Origin of the sequence: Thermogemmatispora aurantia (genome assembly GCF_008974285.1) — a bacterium.
In the GTDB taxonomy this organism is placed as follows: domain Bacteria; phylum Chloroflexota; class Ktedonobacteria; order Ktedonobacterales; family Ktedonobacteraceae; genus Thermogemmatispora; species Thermogemmatispora aurantia.
The window spans coordinates 117,152-134,113 of the sequence record NZ_BKZV01000001.1; the positions used below are offsets into that span (position 1 = coordinate 117,152).

Genomic DNA, 16,962 nt, shown 5'->3' on the forward strand with positions numbered 1-16,962 from the left:
GTTCATGTCTAGCACGACCTCTTTCTCTTCTCATCCGGAGCAGAAAAACATCCGCATTGGAGCCCTGATAGCCCTTTTCTTAGGTCCTGCCTTCGTCTTTGCTAACATGTACACCACCCAGGCTATCTTGCCTGTGCTGAGCCGGGCTTTCAGAGTCGATGCGCCCACCGCGGGCCTGACCATTTCCATTATTGTCCTGGCGGTCGCGATTGGCTCGCTCTTCTATGGACCGCTCTCCGACCGCATCGGGCGCAAAGTCGTCATGGTAGGCAGCAGTCTTCTCATTACCCTGCCGACGCTGCTATGCGCCTTCGCACCTAATTTTACTATTCTACTTTGTCTGCGCGCCCTGCAGGGCTTGCTCATGCCGGGATTGACCAGTGTAGCCATCTCCTATGTCAATGACGAGTTTAGAGGGCGCGAGCGTGGCCTGGCAATGGGTGTCTATGTCAGCGGGCAGACGCTCGGTGGTCTCTTTGCTCGCCTCGGGAGCGCCGCCCTGACTGCAGCCACCAGCTGGCAGGTCGCCCTCTTCTCTTTCAGCCTGCCGACCCTGATCGCCGCACTCGCCATGTGGCGCTTCCTGCCCGACAGCCAGGGCCCGCAGTCCCAGCAGGCTCCTCATCTGCTCCACCGGCGTCAGCGGACGGCGATCTCCGACAGCGTCAGTGATCAGTCAGAGGGCAACGTCCTGCGTCAATCGCTCAGCGATATCTGGTTCCATCTGCATAATCAGCATCTGGTGGGAGCCTTCATCATCGGCTTCACCCTCTTCTTTGGCTTCGTTGGCACCTTCACCTATTTACCCTACTACCTCAGCGGACCGCACTTCGGTCTCTCAACGGTCCAGCTTGGTCTGGTCTATCTGCTCTGGCTAACTGGCCTCTGCTCGCCCATCGCGGGCAGCCTGGCGGGACGTGTTGGCTCACGGCGCGCCATTGCTGTCAGCATGAGCCTGGCTGGTTGCGGTCTCCTGGTTACTCTGATCCCTCTACTACCTCTTGTCATCACAGGTCTTGGTCTACTAGCCCTTGGCATGTTTTGTACTATTCCCGCTGTCAATCTCTATCTCGGTGAACAAGCCCACAAAGCCAAAGGGACAGCCGCTTCCCTTTACCTCTCCTGCTACTACTTCGGTGGCAGTCTGGGGGCGGTCCTGCCTGGCATTGCCCTCCTGCACGGCGGCTGGCCTGGTGTCGCGCTCCTCTGCCTTGGCACCATTCTGATTGCAATCGCCAGTGACCTCGTTCTTTGCTGAGCCGGTCGAGCAGACGGTCAGCAATCGAGCCAACCAGCCAGCGGTCTGCCGGCAGAGCTGGCCCTTTCCCTACCAGGCGGGCCACTCCGTGGGATACAATAAAGGGGAAAGTACCCGTTGAGAACACGAAGGAGTGTGACCGATCATGACCATAACCGCAGAGCACGTTTTAGAGCGTGCGCGGACTCCCTTTAGAAACGAGCCGCTGACAGACTTCTCGCGTCCTGAGAATCGTCGGGCCCAAGAAGAGGCCCTGGCTCAGGTGCGCAGCGAGCTAGGCCGTACCTATCCGCTGATCATTGGCGGCCAGCATATCCAGAACTCTGAGACCTTCGCTTCTGTCAACCCAGCTCAGCCTGACCAGGTCATCGGCTATTTCTCGCGCGCCACGTTAGACCAGGTTGACCAGGCCGTGCGCGTCGCCGCCGAGGCTTTTGAGCAGTGGAAGCGCGTTCCAGCCCACGAGCGCGCCAACTATCTCTTTGCCGCCGCCGACCGCCTGCGCGAGCGTCGCTTTCTCTTCAACGCCTGGATGATCTACGAGGTGGCCAAGAGCTGGACCGAGGCCGATGCCGACACCGCCGAGGCCATCGACTTCCTGGAGTTCTACGCCCGCGAGATGCTGCGCCTGGCCGAAGAACAGCCGCTTGTCCGTATTCCAGACGAAGATAATGAACTTGTCTACATTCCGCTGGGCGTCGGTGCCGTCATTCCACCCTGGAACTTCCCCGGCGCTATCATGGTTGGTATGACCAGCGCCTCCTTTGTGGCAGGCAACACCGTGGTTCTCAAACCATCGAGCGCCTCGCCTACTATTGCGGCCCAATTTGTACGCATCCTTGAAGACATCGGCCTGCCAGCGGGCGTTGTCAACTTCCTGACGGGAGCTGGCTCCAGCATTGGCGACGCCCTGGTCTCCCATCCCCTGACGCGTTTCATCGCCTTCACCGGCTCGCGCGATGTCGGCCTGCGCATCAACGAGTTGGCGGCCAAGACCCAGCCGGGCCAGCGCTGGATCAAGCGCACTATCCTGGAGATGGGCGGTAAAGATGCGATCGTCGTCGACGAAACCGCCGACCTGGAGGCTGCCGCTAACGGCATTGTTACCTCCGCTTTCGGCTTCCAGGGCCAGAAATGCTCAGCCTGCTCGCGCGCCATCATTGTCGAGAGCGTCTATGACCAGGTTCTGCAGAAGGTGGTAGAGAAGACCAGACAGCTCAGCATCGGCGACGTCACGCGCCCTGAAACCTTCATGGGGCCAGTGATCGACGCCAACGCCTTCAAAAAGATCACCGACTACATTGAGATCGGCAAAGGCGAGGGGCGCCTTGTCCTGGGCGGTGGTTATCACGGCCCGGGCTATTATATCGAGCCGACCATCTTCGCTGACGTCGACCCCCACGCCCGCATCGCCCAGGAGGAGATTTTCGGGCCTGTGCTGGCCTTCATCCGGGCGAAGGACTTCAGTGACGCCTTGCGTATCGCTAACGATACCGAGTACGGCCTCACGGGTTCAGTCTATACGCGCGACCCTGAGCGCATCCAGCGGGCCAAAGAAGAGTTCCACGTTGGCAATCTCTACTTTAACCGCAAGTGCACGGGAGCCTTGGTCGGCGTGCACCCCTTCGGAGGCTTCAACATGTCAGGCACGGACTCCAAAGCCGGGGGTCGCGACTATCTCCTGCTGTTTACGCAGGCTAAGGCAATCTCGGTCAAGAAGCTCTAGCTCGCCCGCCAGGCGAGTGAGTCCAAGCAAGAGCAGCTTGTTGCCGCAGGGCAGCGCCTGCGTCGCGGCACGAGAGAGGTGTATTACGTGTCTGCAAACTTTCAACCTGTTGTTCGCCTACGGAAAGAAAGGCCGGGGACATGGCAGATCTCGCTGCCTTTCCTCGGAGAACACGGGATCATCGGCAGCTACCTCATCACAGATGAGCGGCAGACGGCTCTCATTGATCCCGGACCAACCAGTACAGTGACAGCCCTGCTAAGCGAATTGCGCGAGGCGGGTTTTGATCCCGAGGCCATTACACATATCCTGCTGACCCACATTCACCTGGACCACGCCGGAGCCACGGGCACTCTGACCCGCCTGCTGCCGCAGGCTCAGGTCTATGTCCACAGTCGGGGTGCTCCGCACCTGGTCGACCCGTCGAAGGTCATCGCCAGCGCCAGCCGCATCTACGGCGAGCAGATGCCAACGCTGTGGGGCGAGGTTGAGGCCGTGCCCGCCGAGCGTGTTCATAGCCTTGAAGACGGGAATGTGCTCACAGTCGCCGGGCGTCGGCTGGAGGTGCATTATACACCGGGACATGCCATCCATCATGTTGTCTTCTTCGATGTTCACTCGGGGGAACTCTTCGCCGGGGACGCCGCTGGCGTGCGTCTCCAGGATGTCGATTATGTGCGCCCACCCACGCCGCCACCCGATCTCGATCTGGAGGCCTGGTTCGAGAGTCTGAGCCGCATCAGCCGTCTGCGGCCTGATGTGCTCTACCTGGGGCACTTCGGGCCAACGCGCGATGTCACGCGGCATATCGCCAATCTGCGCGAGCGCCTCATCGCCTGGGGTGAGATTGTCTTGCAGGCCATGCGCGAAGGCAAAAGCGAGGAGGAGATCCGCGAGCACCTCATCGCCAAGACCCAACCTGAGCTGGAGCGCGTTGCTCGCGATCCCCGGGCCATCAAGCGCTACGACCTTGCGACCAACTATCCGATGACGGTCCAGGGCTACATGCGCTATTGGCGGAAGAAGCACCCCGAGCGGCTCCAGGAAAGTCCACCTGCCTAGCCAGGCGGAGAAAGGAAGCCAGAGACCAGCGCACGCCGCCAGCTCGAGCCGAGGTGAGCAGGCTTGCTGCGGCGTGGCTGGCTCGCTCCTTTCGCCCGACTCAGCCCCCATTAAGGAGCAGGTGGTTGTCAACCTGAAAGACTCCCAGACTGACGAGGGCCGGGGCGATGTCCCCCAAGGCCCGAATAATCAGCTTATGAGCCTCCACCTCGCCGACAATAGGAGAGCAGAAATACTGACAGATGGCAATCAGGGCTGAGAACCCCTCAAGCAAGTCTTCACGAGGCATCCGGTCAAGGTGCGATTTATCCATCACATAGAGGTAGCCGTTGGGGGAGATTCTCAGGCCAGAGAAGGCAGGGAAAGCAGCGGAACAATCATCGATGATGTCACGCAGAACGTTCATGGCCTCCTTCGGCCCGACCAGCTGAGCTACAGCCAACGAGACCCGCCTGGTGGCCTCAACCAGCAATTGCCACTCCCAGGGCGAGATCAGCTGATTGACCTTGGTACGGGCTACCACTTGGCCCTCTACAATCTGTGGACGCGGCTGGGCCGCAGGAGGCGGCGGCGCGGTTGGAGCCGGCCCTGAGCGTGGTACGGCCCCAGAGCTATAGCGCGCCTGCAAATGCAAGAGCCAGCGCTCAAAGCGCTGCTCATGGGCAGGCGTCACATTCTCGCTCTGGACCGTCACACCGCGTTCAAACCGGAGCGTCGCGCGCGTCCAGCTCTGCAAATCCGCCAGCACAGCATCGACTGCGCCCCGCGTTCCGATCACATGCACCAGTCTGCCATTTCGGAAATAGAGATGAGCCAGCCCCAGACGCGTATTGTTCCGCACGGTCAGCCGCCCAAAGGCGCGCAGGCGCTTAATACTGCTGATAATACTGGGCAGGTCAGCTAGCGAACCCTGCCACTGTGCATTGGAAGACATAGTACAACGCCGTTCTCCGAAACTGCCCTAACGATGGACAGGCCATCATCAGTGTTCGGGTGCTGTCTCCCGTGACCGTGAGACAGTGCCACGTGCGGGTTACTCACCCATTCCTCCCATCCCTTGCCCCTCTCCACTCTAGCGCCTCCCCCACCTACCGCAGTCCAGCGGCCCTCGTCCGCGTGCCGTCCCAACCCGACCGGACCGGCTCTAAAGCGTCCAGAGCCACCGGGTCTCATCAGGATCATCTCCAGCAGCGCACGGCCGCAGCCCAACCCACCCGGCTCAGCTCAGGTAAGAACCAGACAGGCTCGTCTGCCAGTTCGTGCCACCAGAGAACCAACTTCCACCACAGCCTTCCGCTGCCTGCCAGCAAAGCCACCCGCCTTTCAATACCTCTCTCCCCCGACCTGAGCAACGGCACCGTCCGGCCTATCCGCCTACAGCTCCTCACTCATCACTCATCCAACCAGGACACCAGCCTAACCAAAGGCTGCGACCGCAAGGTCGCCGAGCGCCAGACCTATTCTAACGTATACTGGACTACTGGTCAAGCTATGCGCGCTTTTGCCTGTCAGTACCACTTCCCATCCTTCTCCCCCTATATTCACAGATATTGTGTTCACTTTTGCTACTCATACCGCTATAATAGCAACAGGATGGTTTAGTAGAGCAAAGGAGGCTACATGAACTTTTCACAGCAATTTCTCCGCCGCCAGAGCAGGCGCCATGCCCTCAAGCGGCTCGGGGCCTTTACCCTTGGCCTGAGCGCTAGCGCAGGTCTGGGAACAGGAGCGCTGACCGCCATTGGGCGAGCCGCGGCCAGCGCGCCGGCTCCGGCTCCGGCAGAGAACCCGCTCAAACATATTCTCATCCTCTGCCAGGAAAACCGCTCCTTTGATACCTATTTTGGCTACTACGAGCGGGCTGGGCGCTTTGCCGTACCGGCCAACTACAGCCAGCCGGGCGGAGCCGGTAAGCCCGCCGTCAAGCCCTATCACTTCAGCAGCTATACCAACCACGACATTCCCCACAGCTGGCAGGCCCTCCACGCTGAATGGAACGGTGGCAAGATGGACGGGTTCGTTACCACAGATGGCCTCGAAGCTCTCGGCTACTACACGCGGAGCGACCTGCCTTACTACTACGCCCTGGCCGACGCCTTCACCCTCTGCGGCAACTACTTCTGCTACCAGCTCGGACCAACCCTGCCGAATCGCCTTGCCCTCTGGAGCGGCACCAGTGGTGGCATCACCAATAATCGACCAGGGCCAGGCTCGCTCGACTGGCCAACCATCGCCGACTTGCTTGACCAGCACGGCGTCAGCTGGCAAAGCTATAATCTCAACAGCCACAGCCGGCAGCGCATCGGCAGCCCCAACGGCTTCAACGGCCTGGCCTACTTCAAACGCTGGATCAACGATGCGCGGCTCTATGGCAGCGAAGACGACTACTATCAGGCCCTGGTCGACGGAACCCTGCCCCAGGTTGTCTTTCTCATTACCAGCAGCGAGGTCAGCGAGCATCCCCCCAGCAATGTGCGCACTGGGGAGAAAAAGGTCGCAGAGATCATCAACGCGCTCATCGCCTCGCGCTACTGGAGCCAGGCCGCCTTCATCCTGACCTACGACGAGAACGGCGGTTACTTTGACCACATCGCGCCGCCGCAGCTGGATGCCTATGGCCTCGGCATGCGCGTACCCACGCTGATCATCTCGCCCTGGGTCAAGCGCGGCTATGTCGCCGGCCAACTCTACGAACACAGCTCCGTGCTTAAATTCATCGAGCGCACCTTCGGGCTGCCAACGCTGGCGAGCCTCAACCATCAATTTGATGACGAGACGCCTGCCAGCAACAACGACGCCGCCGCCGGGCGAAGTGCAGGACCGCCAGCCCCGCCACGCGACGGGCTGGCCCAGATCGGCGACCTCTATGAGGTCTTTGACTTTAGCCAGGACCCCCACTACTATCCCCCCCTTCCCCCGGCGCCGTGACGTCCACGGCTGCCACTTGACCTTGCGGGGTGAGCAGGGAAGCGCAGCGCACTACCCCGTTGCCTCTCCCTGTTCACCTCCACCCTTCGGGCCTTCGGGGTGAGCAGGCAGCAGGCAAAGGCGCTGACAGGCCGAACACCAGCCAACGAGCTGCCCCCCCTCCTCGCGCAGCTCGCTCAGACGCCGCGCACAGCGACAGACATAGCCATGCTGGCGCGCCGGATTACCATAAACCAGCGCATGAGCAGGTACGTCGCGCGTGACCACCGAACCGGCTCCTACGAGAGCAAACTCGCCAATGGTTACCCCGCAGACGACCACCGTCCGCGCCCCCAACGAAGCCCCATAGCGCACCAGCGTGGGCGTAATCTGCCAGTCCTGGGCCCTCTTCAGGTGCCCATCGGGCGTAATCGCCCGCGGCAACAGATCGTTCGTAAAGCAGACATGGGGGCCAATAAAGACCCCGTCCTCGATCGTTACCCCCTCAAAGACCGATACGTAGTTCTGAATCTTGACCCGCGCCCCGATGCGTACTCGCGCATCGATATAGACGCCTCGTCCCAGAATGCACTCTTCACCAATCACAGCTCCTTCACGTACCTGGGCCAGACCCCAGATGCGTGTCCCCGTGCCGATCTGCGCCTCTGGCGAGACATCTGCCGTCGGATGGATAAAGATATCCTTCTCACTCGTGCGCTTGTGCTCCATTACCGCGCTTCTCCTGAAAATATCATCTCTTGAGCTGTCTGCTGGCTGCTCGTTCCTCGAAGAGGAACGAGCAGCTGCTGTCGGAGGCCAGCGAGGCATGCTCAGGCCGTCATGAGCAAGCCGATCGCAATGCCCAGCAGTCCCCCAACCAGGACCTGCACCGGGGTATGGCCAATCAGCTCGCGCAGACGCTGCTCCCCAATAGGGTGGCCCTTAAAGGCTTCCTCCAGCATCTGGTTCAACATCCGGGCCTGAATGCTAACAGCTCGCCTTACGCCCGCCGCATCGTACATGACCACGCCCGCCAGCACGATACTGATGGCAAAACTGGTCGAGGAGAGGCCCGCCAGACGGCCTACCGCCGTGGCCAGTCCCATGACAAGAGCTGAGTGGGCGCTAGGCATTCCTCCTGCCGAGACCAGTCGGCGCAGGTTCAGTCGCCGCTGGGTGACCACCTCGATAAGGGTCTTGCTCACCTGAGCCAAGGCCCAGGCCAGCAAGGCTGCCAACAAGGCACGATTCTCTAGCAACGATGCCATCGACACCTGCAACTATGCGCGCTTTGCATCCTACTCGATCTCGTCCGTGAGCTGGCTCGGCTCCAGCGGCTGCGCCACTGGCATACCCTGGCCGTCAACCGTCAGCTGCCTGACACGCAGCTCCGCCCGCTGTAAGAGATCGTTGCAGTAATGCACCAGGCGCATACCACGTTCGAAATGCTCAATAGCTTTTTCTAGAGGAAGTTGTCCATTTTGTAGGGTGAGCACTGTCTCCTCTAGCTGTTGAAATGCCTCTTCAAAAGACAACTCTTCCATAGTGCGCACCATTCCGCCAGTTCTCCGAGTAAAGCCAACCAAGAAGACGGGATCAGCCTTATTAATTACCAGCAAAGTGAGCAGCAGCGAAGCTTTCACCACAGCTTACAGGCCATTGACCTTGAGGGAGCTGAGAGCCAGAGAGAGCAGCAAGGGAACGCAGATCACCTCAAGCAAGGTCGCGCGGCAGGAATGACTCGCTTAGGGGAGCACCTGAACGGTCACGGAACCGTTCGCGAGCTGGAGCAGCAAGCGATCGCCAGGGTGGACCTGCTCGACAGTGGTAACCAGCGCCTGGTCTTCGGCGCGTCGCACAATGGCGTAGCCCCGTGCGAGCGTCTCCAGCGGAGAGAGCGTTTCCAGATGACGTGCGATTCCGCGGAGACGTTCGCGCTGCAGAGTGAGGAGCGTCTGCATACTGACGAGCAAGCGCTCGCTCAGATCATCCAGCTGCTGGCGTTGCTGATCCAATTGACCACGAGGGCTAGCGCGTCGGAGATCGCGCTCGGCGCGCAGTAAGCGCTCACGCTGCTCGGCCAGGTACGACAAGATACACTCCTGCAAGCGCCGCTGCCACTCAAGCAAGTCCTGGCGCCAGCGAGCCACATCGGGGACAGCGATAGTCGCGGCGGCGGTCGGCGTTGAAGCCCGATAGTCGGCTACCAGGTCAGCGATGGTGACATCGGTCTCATGGCCGACACCACTGATGACCGGAATGCGCGAGCGAGCGATGGCGCGCGCCACCAGCTCGTCGTTAAAGGCCCACAGCTCTTCACGCGAGCCGCCGCCGCGCGCCACAATGATCACCTCTGCTTCTCCATGCTCATTTAACAGATCAAGAGCGGCGGCAATAGAGGCTGGAGCCTCCTCGCCCTGCACCAGGGCGGGGGCAATCAGCACTTCCGCCAGCGGGTAGCGTGTGCGGAGTACGCGTAGCATGTCGCGGAGGGCTGCCGCCTGCAGTGAGGTCACGACCCCGATTACCGCTGGCGCTGAAGGGAGCGGACGCTTACGGGCCTCGGCAAAGAGGCCCTCCGCAGCCAGCCGCTCTTTCAGTTGCTCAAAGCGGCGATAGAGGGCGCCCTCGCCTAGAGGCTCGACATATTCGACATAGAGTTGCAGCCGACCATGTTGCTCATAGAACGAGACATAGCCGGCGGCCAGCACCGCCATGCCGTTGCGCAGCTCAGGCAAGCCGGCCCGCTGGCGAGCATGCTTGAAAAAGACGCATAACAGCTGGGCTGTCTCGTCTTTCAAGGTGAAATAACAATGGCCGGAAGCCAGATGAACCTTATAATCAGAGATTTCTCCCTGCACCCAGAGACTGCGCAGCAGCTCATCCTGCTCCAGCAATTTCTTGAGGTAATGAACCGCCTCGGAGACTGTCAACGGCGGCTCGTTGAGTGTCGCCAGCATCAGCGCCCTCCCGCTCCTCGGCTAAGCCTCGCCGGCGCTATCGATCACCATCAGCGGTTGCCCGTACTCGACCGGCTGGCCCTCTTCCACCAGAATCTCAGCAACGCGGCCCGCGACTGGCGATTCGACCTCATTGATGACATTGAGTGCCTCGACGGTGGCCACCAGCTGTCCCACCTTGACCTGATCGCCGACCTGGACCGCAGGGCGCTGCTCCTTGGGCCTGGCCCAGCGATGAAAGATACCGACCCAGGGAGAGACAATCGTGTGTCGGGTTTCGACGGCGGTCGCTGGCGGTTCCTCGGTCGCCGCCTCTTCTTCATCAACGAGTTCTGCCGCTGCCAGACCATCGGCGCCACTGAGGCGCGCCTTGCGCAGCGCCAGGCGCAGGCCCGCAGCCGGAGCGCGCAGTTCCAGCTCGCTCACATCGCTCCTGTCGAGCAACTGCACCAGGCGCTTGATCTGCTCAACTGTCAGCTCCTCAGTGCCAGAAGAACCGTTTTCCAGAGCAGCGCGGCTGCCTCCCCGGCGCGATCCCTTGGTTTCCATTGTTCTGGTCCTCCCCTACGCTAGCAGGCTACGCGCGTTCAACGTACTCACCAGTGGTGGTATTGATACGGATCAGGTCGCCGATGTTGACAAAGAGCGGCACCTGCACCACCAGGCCTGTCTCCGTGGTGGCTGGCTTCGAACCACCTGTCGCCGTATCGCCCTTGACGCCCGGCTCCGTATAAGTCACCCGAAGCACCACCTTTTCCGGCAGCTCCACCGAGATCGGCTGGCCTTCGTACATGATGATATCCAGCTCCATATTATCGGTCAGATAGAGCCGGGCATCGCCGAGCTGGTCCTCGGTCAGGACAATATCCTCGTAGGTAGTCGTATCCATAAAATGGTACTGATCGCCATCCCGGTATTGGTACATCACATGCACCCGGTCCAGGAAGACGCGCCTAAACTTCTCGCCGGCATCAAAGGTCCGCTCGACGATAGCGCCCGTGCGCAAATTGCGCAGCTTCAGGCGAACCGTGGCCCCACCGCGGCCAAGTTTAATATGCTGCCAGTCGAGAATGGTATAGAGCTGGCCATCCAGCTCTATAGAAAGGCCCTTTTTCAGGTCGCCAGTCGAAATCATCGCCACACACTCCCTATTGCGGAATGATCAGATCGAGCGGTGAGCGCGTTAGCACCTCCGCCCCATCTTCCAACACCAGCACACTATCCTCAATGCGCAAGCCACTCCAGCCTGGGATATAGACCCCCGGCTCTACGGTCACCACCGCCCCAGCGGGCAAGTGGCTATCCTCGGGTGCACGCTGAGATAACAGCGGCTCCTCGTGCACCTCCAGGCCAACGCCGTGGCCGGTACTGTGGATATAGTACTCAGCCAGGCCGTGACGCTCCAATACATCTCGCGCCAGGCTGTCAGCCTGACGTCCAGAGAGGCCCGCCCGCAGGCCCTGCTCACAGGTACGCATGGCCTCTAGCACGGCCCCATAGAGGGTGCGCATACGCTCCTCGCGCGGTTCCCCGAGACAGACAGTGCGCGTCATATCGGCACAATAGCCCTGGTAACGCGCCCCCATGTCGATCGTGATCAGCTCGCCTGCCTCAATGGGGCGCTCGCTGGCACGAGCATGGGGCATCGAGCCATTAGGACCAGCCGCCACGATCGGCTCGAAGGCCGGCCCATCCGCCCCAAGAGCGATCATGGTTCGAATAATCTCCCATTGCACTTCCCTCTCGGAGAGTCCGGGGCGCAGCCAGCGGCGTAGACGGATAAAGGTCTCGTCAGTAATCGCCGCGGCCTTGCGCAGCTGTTCCAGCTCCTGGGCCGATTTGACCTGGCGTAGACGGTCAACGATCGTGCTCTCCAGTGGCTGCAAGGTGTAGTGGCCCTCACCGCCACGAGAGAGCCTGGCATAGGAGCTGTAGCTGAGGGCCGACGCCTCGAAGCCGAGGCGCTGCCAACCATACTGACGGGCCTGAGCTGCTACCGCCTCGGCGAAGTCGCGCCGCTCCGGCACCAGCACTTGACAGCCCGCTGCCTCTCTCTCCGCTACCTCACGGTAGAGCGTGGAGGTAATCAGCAGACACAGCTCTTGAGAGATGAGCAGCCAGGCCGCCTCGGGGTCGCTCTCCAGCCAGCCGCTCAGATACACGCGATTGTACGGCTGCGTAATCAAACAGGCATCGAGTGCCTGCTCGCGCAGCCACGCGCGTACAGCAGCGATGCTCTCCTCTTTCATGTATGCTCCTCTTTTGCGCGAGAATCTTCCTCAGTAAGGATATCGAGCAAGGCGCGCAGGGCCAGCTCGTAGCCACGCCAGCCCAGGCCAGTGATCTGGCCGCGGCAGACCGCTGCCGTCACTGACTGATGACGGAAAGGCTCCCGCGCATAAATATTGCTCAGATGGACCTCGATGATCGGAACCGCGAGGGCGGCCAGCGCATCGCGCAGGGCCAGCGAGTAGTGAGTCAAGGCCCCTGGGTTAATGATCACTCCGGCGGCCTGCTCTCCCTGCTCTTGGAGAAAATCGATGAGTGCCCCCTCGTGATTCGACTGAAAATCGAGCAGCGTGACCCCGTGTTCAGCGGCAAGGCGGCGCAAGCGCTCGATAATCCAGGACAAGGTGACCGTGCCATAAATAGCCGGCTCCCGTTTTCCCAGACGATTCAAGTTCGGTCCATTGACCACCAGGATCGTGTGCGTCATACTTCTTCCTGCCTTGCCCCGGCGCTGGAGCGGGTGATGCTCTCGCCTCCAAAGAGGGAGTACACGACCTTGCTGACCAGCTCATCTGGCAGCGTTGTCTGGAAAACCTCGCCGATCCGGCGCGGCATGATCCAGCGTACCTGCTTCTGAGCCACCTTTTTATCAAGCCGGATGGCGGCCAGCAAAGCCTCGGTTTGCGGCTTCCCATGATAGGCGGTGGGCAGTCCCAAAGCCGCTAGCAGCGCTCGCTGGCGCTCAGCCTCCTCACGCGCCAGGAAGCCGGCCTGGCAAGCCAGTTCAGCCGCGGCCACCATGCCTAGCGCTACCGCTTCCCCATGCAGCCACTCGCCATAGCCGGTCACATTTTCCAGGGCATGGCCCAGCGTATGCCCATAGTTGAGGATCGCCCTCCGCCCCTGCTCGCGTTCATCCTCCTCAATTACTGCGGCCTTGAGGGCAATACAACGCGCGATGATCTGCGCCAACAGAGAAGCTGGGGGCAAAGAGAAGTCGCGCAGCGCCGCCGCATGGGTTTCTAGCAAAGTAAAGAGTTCTGCGTCGAGTATCATACCATACTTGACAACCTCTGCCCAGCCCTCAGTGCGCTCGCGCTCTGGCAGCGTCAGCAGCGTTGCCGGATCGGCCAAGACCAGACGGGGCTGATAGAAGGCGCCAATGAGGTTTTTGCCCCGCGGATGATTGATTCCTGTTTTTCCACCAATGGCCGCATCAACCTGGGCCAGTAACGAGGTCGGCAGCTGCACCAGGGGCACGCCGCGGAGATAAGTAGCGGCGGCAAAGCCAACCAGATCGCCGACAACGCCTCCGCCGAGGGCCAGCAGGGCCTCACGGCGCTCTGCCCGCTGCTCGACGAGCCAGTCGTAGATGGCGCTCAGCTGTTGCAGCGACTTACTGGCTTCGCCCGCAGGAAGGACGTAGCTACTCGCGCTCCAGCCAGCTCGCCGCAACGTGCGAAGCAAAGGCGGCCCGTAGAGATCATAGACATGCTGGTCGCTGAGGAGAAAGACGCGCCGCGGCAGCTCCAGACGCGCCAGATACGCCGGTAAGCGTCCCAGTCCACCCCAATCGACGATCGCTGCATAGCCCTCCCCAGCGCGAATCTGACGCTCCAGCGGCTCCTCTCCCTCCAGCACTCCCAGGGCGATGAGGGCCGCCAGGACAGCACGTGCGACCTGCTCGCCGCTTTTGCCATCGGTTGAGCAGGTGGCCTCCGCCTCTTCATAGAGTGCCCGACGCTCGGCCTGCAAACGACGCAGAGCCGCCAGCGGATCATCACCAGCCAGCAGCGGACGCACTTCGGGAGAGAGGCCTTGCCGCCGCGCTACCGCCTCTTGCTGACGCAGACGTTCAAGAGCAGTCTCCGGCTCGACATTCAGAAAGATCCTGACTCCCCGCTCAGCCATGAGCCGGCGATTGTCAGCATCCAGGACAATACCCCCGCCCGTGGCCACAATGGCTCCGGCGCTGGCAGCCGCTTCTTGCAAGGCCAGCTTCTCACGAGCCCGGAAAGCACTCTCACCCTCCTCAGCAAAGATGGTGGCAATACGCTTCCCACAGCGTTGCTCTACCAGCAGATCGGTGTCAAGGAAGGGCCTTCCCAGGCGCTCCGCCAGTAGGCGGCCTACGGTCGTCTTGCCACTCCCGGACAGCCCTATCAAGAAGACGTTACGCATGCGCATTATTCTACCATGAGCCTGGCAGTCAGCTCAGCAGCTGCCGCGGCTCCTTCCTCCCTCCTCTTATACTCCTTTTATTTGCTTGAATCAGTAAAGCTCTTCGCTGTGCACCGGCGTATCCAGGACAGCCAGCAGACTGAAGGTCGAGGTATCGACTATCTTGAGATAGTTATCCTGCTCCTGGGCCAGACCCTCGCGCATGAAAGCCTGGACGCGGTTATCGTAGAGCCTAAAGGTTGACTGGAAATGGAAGGCGTACTGTTCAAGACGCCCCGTCTGGCGATTGAGCACCAGAATGTCATCCCCAGGCAGGCAGGTTGCTTCAGCACTACAGGACGTATGATTGGTGAAAGAGCCGATCAGAATCTGCCAGCGCTGATCCCAGCTTGCCACAGTATATTGGTGGGTAATTTGCCCATCATGATCAAAGGCGATGAAGGTGCTCTGAGCCTGCAGAGGGCTATAGAGCATAATACCCTCCGCAGCACCGCCAAAGTGACCCGTGTAGAGGATCGCCCCACTTCCCCACTGGCTGTAGCTCTGACGCTCCTGCACCTGTAGATTGGGCTTCAGGATCAAGAGCTGCGCCTCGCCAGCAATGGGATCATAGAGCAAAAGCTGGGCCTGGCCGGTGCCGCAAAAATCACCACTGTAGACTTGCCAGTTGCCATCGAGATCGGTCACGGCTTGGTTATGGACAACCTGCAAGCGGGCATCAAAACTGATCAGACGCCCCTGGCCATTCAGGCGATCGTAGAGAAAGAGACCGTCCTGCCGGGTGCTCACGAAGCTCCCGACATAGATCTCCCACGAGTCCTGTGAGAGTAGATAGCGCTGGAGATGATTGATGCCCAATTTGCTCGTGAAGTCAATCAGTAGTACATTCGGCATCAACTGGGACTGATTGCTTTGGCTGCCGCCGAGGTCATTGCCTCCGCCATCGCTGGGGGACAAGCTCAGAGCCAGGCCATTCGGCACGGCCAGGGGTCCAGCATCGCCAGAGGCCAGAGTGCTGGTGATAGTTCCCGCCGTGGCTGAAGGCGTTGAGCCCGGCGTGGCCGTCGGCGTGACTGTAGGGCTGGTCGTAGGGGTGGCGGTAGGGGTCGCGCTTGGCCTTGGCGTGGCCGTCGGCGTCAGTACTGGGGTCGGACTCGCTGTAGCGGTCGCTGTTGGCCTTGGCGTGGCCGTCGGCGTCAGTACCGGGGTCGGACTCGCTGTAGCGGTCGCTGTTGGCCTTGGCGTGGCTGTCGGCGTCAGTACCGGGGTCGGACTCGCCGTAGCGGTCGCTGTTGGCCTTGGCGTGGGTTTTGGAGTGGGTGAAGGTGTAGATGTCTTCGTCGGTACCAGGCTAGGCACAGGCGAGACGCTTGGCTCGCTGGTCACGGTTGGGAAAGGCGTGGGCGTCAAGCTCGGCGTCGGAATGGTCGGGATCGGCGTGTTGACAAAGCGATTGTAGAGCAGCAAACCCGTCGTCTGACCATTGAAGCGACCCGTGTACACTTCCCAACCAGGTCCCCAACCATCGAGCGTAATATGCTGGCTGATTTGTAGATCAGGGCCAAGGCTCAAGATCTGTATCTTTCCTGAAGAGCGGCTGTAGAGCAGTATCTGAGCATGACCGAGGCCCGCGAAATCGCCGATCCGGATATCGAGGTCCGAGCCCCAACCATGTGGCCCCACCTGGCGATCGGCCAGCGTCACTAGCCGCGCACCGGCGATCGTGCCAGAGGAAGTTGCTGGCGCATCGGGATAGGGCCAGAGACGTCCTCCGGGGCGCCTGCTGAGCTGGTCGGCGTCCAGCAGTTGCAGCACCTTCAGCGTACCTTGTTGACGGTTATAAAGCAGGAGAGCGCTCTGACCGCTGCCAGTGAAATCGGCATCAAACTCCTGCTCCGAGGAGGTTGGGGGCAGACCAAGAGCCAGGCGCGCCGTGGTCAGCGTAGCCGGATCACGCTGCTGCTGCTGATTAGCCGCTATCACCTGCGCCAGGGCCTCGCTGTCAACGCCTGGTAAACGAGCGAAGAGCTGCGGGTCTATCTGGCCCGGGAAATAGATGAAGCGGAGCTGACCGCGCTGATAGCGTGGCTGATTGATGACCGAGACCCGGTAACCAAGGCCGAGATGCACCGGGGTAGGGTCACCATAGTTTTGATAGGTCACATTGAAGGTATCGCCGTCGGGACTGACCCAGGTGACAAAAGCTACGTGACCAGCGGAGCTGTAGGCCCAGACGCCATCAGCAACGGGGAAGACAGCAATAGCTCCGACGCGGGGTTGCGTCCCCACTGCCAGGCCAGCCTTCTGAGCGTCACTGATCCAGTCCGCCGCATTCCCCCAATTGAGGGGGAGATCGTAATGCAGCCAGTGCCACTGCTCCCAGGCCCACCAGACACAGTTTCCGCCCCGAGGAAAGGGACCAGGGCAAAGCGCAAAGGGATTGCCATCAGCGCTGAAGCTGAGCTGGTCACAGTCAGAATCGAGTGTTGGAGCGGTATACCCCAGGCCCTGGGCATTAGCCTGGAGCAGGCTCATCAATGAGAGTGGTTGCGAGAACAGCAAGCAGAGCACCGCAACGAGGAAAGCAGTGAGGAAATGGCGTCGCTTGATAGGCCCAGTGGACACATGCCTGTCATCGC

Annotated in this window: 15 protein-coding genes; 4 read left to right on the plus strand and 11 right to left on the minus strand. The window is 60.8% G+C overall.

Annotated features, from left to right (window positions below; genetic code table 11):
- Positions 1–4: 4 nt before the first annotated feature.
- The 3 genes from KTAU_RS00465 (at position 5) to KTAU_RS00475 (ending at position 4,046) form a co-directional block, all read left to right on the plus strand.
- Entirely contained in the window at positions 5–1,258 is a 1,254-nt protein-coding gene (locus KTAU_RS00465) for an MFS transporter (protein WP_151726545.1), read from the plus strand.
- Positions 1,259–1,403: 145 nt separating this feature from the next.
- Complete coding sequence (gene pruA, locus KTAU_RS00470; RefSeq protein ID WP_151726546.1) at positions 1,404–2,984, plus strand: L-glutamate gamma-semialdehyde dehydrogenase; 1,581 nt, start codon at positions 1,404–1,406, stop codon at positions 2,982–2,984.
- 87 nt (positions 2,985–3,071) lie between these two features.
- Positions 3,072–4,046, plus strand: coding sequence for an MBL fold metallo-hydrolase (locus tag KTAU_RS00475; RefSeq protein ID WP_170292950.1), 975 nt, complete (start codon positions 3,072–3,074; stop codon positions 4,044–4,046).
- Between the two features lie 100 nt (positions 4,047–4,146).
- Here the strand turns inward: KTAU_RS00475 and KTAU_RS00480 are convergent, their stop codons facing one another.
- Complete coding sequence (locus tag KTAU_RS00480) at positions 4,147–4,980, minus strand: DUF4388 domain-containing protein (protein ID WP_151726548.1); 834 nt, start codon at positions 4,978–4,980, stop codon at positions 4,147–4,149.
- A 686-nt stretch (positions 4,981–5,666) separates the two neighbouring features.
- Between KTAU_RS00480 and KTAU_RS00485 the strand changes: the two genes are divergently transcribed.
- Complete coding sequence (locus KTAU_RS00485) at positions 5,667–6,974, plus strand: phospholipase C (protein ID WP_151726549.1); 1,308 nt, start codon at positions 5,667–5,669, stop codon at positions 6,972–6,974.
- Positions 6,975–7,025: 51 nt separating this feature from the next.
- Here the strand turns inward: KTAU_RS00485 and KTAU_RS00490 are convergent, their stop codons facing one another.
- The 10 genes from KTAU_RS00490 to KTAU_RS21795 all read right to left on the minus strand — a co-directional run bounded on the left by KTAU_RS00490 (position 7,026) and on the right by KTAU_RS21795 (position 16,948).
- A complete protein-coding gene (locus KTAU_RS00490) occupies positions 7,026–7,682 on the minus strand; it encodes an acyltransferase (RefSeq protein ID WP_151726550.1) in 657 nt (218 codons plus the stop codon).
- A gap of 101 nt (positions 7,683–7,783) precedes the next feature.
- Entirely contained in the window at positions 7,784–8,221 is a 438-nt protein-coding gene (locus KTAU_RS00495; protein WP_052888622.1) for a divergent PAP2 family protein, read from the minus strand.
- A gap of 30 nt (positions 8,222–8,251) precedes the next feature.
- The gene (xseB, locus tag KTAU_RS00500) at positions 8,252–8,497 is read right to left on the minus strand and encodes an exodeoxyribonuclease VII small subunit (RefSeq protein ID WP_151726551.1); all 246 of its coding nucleotides are present in this window, start codon (positions 8,495–8,497) and stop codon (positions 8,252–8,254) included.
- Between the two features lie 201 nt (positions 8,498–8,698).
- Positions 8,699–9,913, minus strand: a complete 1,215-nt coding sequence (xseA, locus tag KTAU_RS00505; RefSeq protein ID WP_151726552.1) for an exodeoxyribonuclease VII large subunit — start codon at positions 9,911–9,913, stop codon at positions 8,699–8,701.
- Positions 9,914–9,934: 21 nt separating this feature from the next.
- A complete protein-coding gene (locus tag KTAU_RS00510; RefSeq protein WP_151726553.1) occupies positions 9,935–10,462 on the minus strand; it encodes an acetyl-CoA carboxylase biotin carboxyl carrier protein in 528 nt (175 codons plus the stop codon).
- A gap of 28 nt (positions 10,463–10,490) precedes the next feature.
- On the minus strand, positions 10,491–11,048 hold the full coding sequence (gene efp / locus KTAU_RS00515) for an elongation factor P (protein WP_112427579.1): 558 nt from the start codon (positions 11,046–11,048) through the stop codon (positions 10,491–10,493).
- Positions 11,049–11,061: 13 nt separating this feature from the next.
- A complete protein-coding gene (locus KTAU_RS00520) occupies positions 11,062–12,162 on the minus strand; it encodes a M24 family metallopeptidase (protein ID WP_151726554.1) in 1,101 nt (366 codons plus the stop codon).
- Positions 12,159–12,629, minus strand: coding sequence for a type II 3-dehydroquinate dehydratase (aroQ, locus tag KTAU_RS00525; RefSeq protein ID WP_151726555.1), 471 nt, complete (start codon positions 12,627–12,629; stop codon positions 12,159–12,161). The genes KTAU_RS00520 and aroQ overlap by 4 nt, the downstream gene beginning before the upstream one ends.
- Positions 12,626–14,323, minus strand: a complete 1,698-nt coding sequence (aroB, locus tag KTAU_RS00530; protein ID WP_170292951.1) for a 3-dehydroquinate synthase — start codon at positions 14,321–14,323, stop codon at positions 12,626–12,628. The genes aroQ and aroB overlap by 4 nt, the downstream gene beginning before the upstream one ends.
- Positions 14,324–14,413: 90 nt before the next feature.
- Positions 14,414–16,948, minus strand: coding sequence for a CHAP domain-containing protein (locus tag KTAU_RS21795; protein WP_228026257.1), 2,535 nt, complete (start codon positions 16,946–16,948; stop codon positions 14,414–14,416).
- Positions 16,949–16,962 lie beyond the last annotated feature (14 nt).